2 protein-coding genes and 1 pseudogene are annotated in these 3,782 nt (G+C 37.5%); 2 read left to right on the forward strand and 1 reads right to left on the reverse strand.

Annotation, left to right across the window (positions count from 1 at the left end; all coding sequences use genetic code 11):
* Positions 1–1,242, reverse strand: a 1,242-nt coding sequence (locus AAC037_RS21370) for a metallophosphoesterase family protein (RefSeq protein ID WP_339905483.1), incomplete at its 3' end; no start/stop codon positions are given.
* A 490-nt stretch (positions 1,243–1,732) separates the two neighbouring features.
* Between AAC037_RS21370 and AAC037_RS21375 the strand changes: the two genes are divergently transcribed.
* Both AAC037_RS21375 and AAC037_RS21380 read left to right on the forward strand, forming a co-directional pair.
* Positions 1,733–2,590: an ROK family protein gene (locus tag AAC037_RS21375; RefSeq protein WP_339905485.1), complete on the forward strand. Its 858-nt coding sequence runs from the start codon at positions 1,733–1,735 to the stop codon at positions 2,588–2,590.
* Between the two features lie 83 nt (positions 2,591–2,673).
* Positions 2,674–3,782, forward strand: a pseudogene (locus AAC037_RS21380) (MFS transporter); the annotation flags it as partial.

Genomic DNA, 3,782 nt, shown 5'->3' on the forward strand with positions numbered 1-3,782 from the left:
TATTAATGGATTATTTGGATAACTGTCGATGATGTTTCCATCCTCATCTACTGTAATAATGTTAAAACTTTTGCCCTGAAGGGTAACAAGCGTAAAAGCTCTTACCGATTGAGAGGTCTCTAAATACCAGGTACTTGCTGCTTCATGCACGGTTCGGGGTTTGGTACCCCAAGACCCATCACCTATATAAACGATCCCGTCTTCATCCACATTATTGTCTTTTATTGGATAGGTTCGTTTATACGCATGGTCATGATTTTCAAAGGCCAAATTCATACTGGATTTTTCAAATAAAGGTACCCAATGATTTCGAATCATCGTCTGAGTGGTCCCTGTAAAAGACCTGGCAGAAGGGTAAGCCGGCACATGATAAATGGCCATTACATGAGAAGTGTTTTTTTCTTTTTGAAGGGCCAGTTCACGGGCAAGCCAATCTTTTTGTGGGCCATCGATAGCATTGGTATGGTCTGAATCAAGAAAGAGAAAACTAAGGTAATTGCCAAACTCCAGCACCCCATAGCCCGGCTGTCCGGGGAAGGCAAAAAGATTATAGTAAAATGGAGCGCTTTCTTTTCTTTTTTCAACCTTCAAATTTTCCGGAATGGATTCCTCATCAAAGCCACTTTTGACTTCATGGTTACCTATGCCTACCATGATAGGAATCATCCGCCCATCTTCTTGTATCAATGTATTCTTTACAGCCTCAAACCAGGCATACCACTTTTTTACATTTTTTCCGTCACCATTGGCATAAGCCAAGTCTCCTCCAATGATTATAAAATCAGGATTGTAAGGCAAAACCTGAAGGTTGGTTTTTTCCATTACCTTTTGGTCATGCATGGTATCTCCTCCTATCGCAAACTTGATAGGATTTCTGGAAATCTCCTTTGGCATGGTTTTAAAGTAATAAACCCTTTCATGGCTTCCAAATTTAACTTCATAGGCTTGATCGGCCATGAGCCCTGAAAGAAAGACCCGGTGTATTTTACGGTCAGAAAATGGGAAATTAGTTACTTGTCCACTTTTCTTTCTCCAATCTTCCTCTCCTTTTTTACGATAAAATAATGTCTGCGTAGTATTTGTTTTGAGATGCCAATCAATTGTCATTGTACTGGTAGGATCCTTTTCCCAGGTCAGATAAATCCCACTGGGTTCTTCCTGCGCACTTAAAGGGCCCACGAAAAGACCCAATAGTGATAAAAAGCAAATAAAAATAAGGGCTTTTTTACTTCGTAATTTCATTATCTAAGGATTATTGTTAATTGTCGCTTTACTTTTTCAGAAAAAAAATAATCTTAAAGCACTATATTATGTACTATATATAAGACTATTTAGTAATACCAATGACTTTATCTATTTCTCAAGGGCTACTACAAATTTATACCTATAAAAATAGATTGGTTATTCAAGATATATTATCCGGTTAAGATTTCACAATATTTAATGTTTCTTTAATCCCACTGTAATTTATCTGTTTTCTCAATCCATCAAATACATTACAGTTATTTTCAGTTTCGGACTATTAAAAAAACAATTGCTCTCAAATAGCCCTAACGAACCTTTTCAAGTATATCACTAGAATCTAAACAAATATATAGTTTGATTATTCACTGTTTTTCAGATAGTTATTAAAGGTTAACTTTTCCTAAAACTTCCATTTTCGGTTGTTAAAAGGGTAAAGTTGAGATATATTTGTCGTTGATTTTTTTTAAAAAATACCCGACTTAATACAATGAACATAGGAATAGATTTAGGAGGAACAAAAATACAGGTAGGTATTGAACATGAAGGAAAAATCATTCACAAGACCAAAGCTCTTCTGAAAGAAAAAAATGACCTTCAATCTACACTTAACCAGGTGAAGCAATTCATTAAGCCACTTACTGCCCATGAAGTAGAGGGGATTGGTATAGGTGTGCCATCAGTGGTGGATGTGGAAAAAGGAATTGTTTACAACGTAACCAATATACCCTCCTGGAAAAAGGTAGCACTAAAGGACATTCTTGAACAGGAATTTAAACTTCCGGTCTTCGTCAACAATGATGTCAACTGTTTTGCGATAGGAGAGCATAAATTTGGAAAAGGAAAAGACTATAGTAATATGGTAGGCCTTTCAATTGGTACAGGATTAGGATCGGGAATTATTATCAAAAATAAGCTTTATGCCGGAGTAAACTGCGGCGCCGGTGAAATTGGATTACTCCCCTACCTTAACCATAATATAGAATACTATGCCAGTGGGAATTTCTTCAGCGCAGAATACCAAACCACCGCATTAGATGCTTTTACTGCTGCCAAAAATGGTGAAAAAGAAGCCTTGGAGCAATGGAAAGCCTTTGGTCAGCATTTTGGAGCTGCAGTACAAGTGGTCATGTATACTTATGATCCTCAGGCAATTGTAATTGGTGGATCAGTTGCAAATGCCTATCCATTTTTTGAGAAAGCCATGCGTGAAAGTTTCAGTGATTTTATCTATCCTGAATCATTTAAAAAATTAAAAATTCACTTGACTAAAAACGAAGACATTGCTTTACTGGGAGCCGCTGCCCTAGTAGATTTGCCTGTTAATGCCACCAATAAAGCGATTTAATTATCGCCATTTCTGCTCTTTTTGCCAAAAAACCTCCTAATTTAACAATAGAATAAAATTGCTACGCTTAACAATTTAATGACATGAAAAAAAACACACTCATAGTTGCCCTCATATTATTGATTTTTTTCGTCATTTCATTCCTTACAAATATCCTTGGTCCTATCATCCCTGATATCATTGATAGTTTCGCCTGAAGTATAGGACTTGCAGGTTTTTTACCTTTTGCTTGTTTTGTGGCTTATGCAGTGATGTCCATTCCATCCGGAATATTGGTGGAAAAATACAAAGAAAAGAAAATGCTGATCTTTGCCTTTACCATGGCATTTGTTGGCGCATTGCTATTTGCTTTTATTCCAAGCTTTACCATTGCCTTGACTTCTCTGTTTATCATTGGCATTGGAATGGCAGTCTTACAAGTAGTTATTAATCCCCTACTTAGAACTGCTGGAGGAGAGGAGCATTTTGCTTTTAATTCTGTTATGGGGCAACTTGCTTTTGGTGCTGCTTCTTTTCTTAGCCCAATGCTTTATAGCTATTTGGTTACCAATATTCATACCTCAGACAATTCCTTAATATTTTCATTTTTAAACCCTATGGTTCCAGAAAACCTGAAATGGGTCTCCTTGTACTGGGTCTTTGCTGCCATCGCTTTTTTGATGGTGATCATCATCTATTTTGCTAAGTTTCCAAAAGTGGAACTCAAAGAGGATGAGAAAATTGACGTGGGTGTGGCTTTCAAAGAGCTACTGGCCAATAAGTTCGTGCTGTTGTATTTTCTTGGTATCTTTTGCTACGTAGGAACGGAGCAAGGCATTGCCAACTGGATTTCAAAATTCCTTCAGTCTTATCATGGCATAGATCCATCAACTACAGGGGCCATTGTTATTTCCTACTTTTGGGGCTTGTTAACTGTAGGTTGTTTATTAGGCCTTGTTTTGCTTAAGTTTCTTGATAGCCGAACCGTATTGATTTTCTTTACAGGTGGAGCCATTTTGGCTTTATTAGCTGGCCTTTTTGGTCCGGCAAATGTGGCACTAATCGCTTTTCCATTGACCGGTTTTTTTGCCTCTGTTATGTGGTCCATAATCTTTTCTCTGGCACTCAACTCCGTACCTCAACACCACGGAACCTTTTCAGGGATTTTATGTACGGGAATTGCAGGAGGAGCAGTTGTTCCTTTGATAATCGG

The sequence above is a fragment of the uncultured Cyclobacterium sp. genome, from assembly GCF_963976465.1.
Lineage (GTDB): Bacteria > Bacteroidota > Bacteroidia > Cytophagales > Cyclobacteriaceae > Cyclobacterium.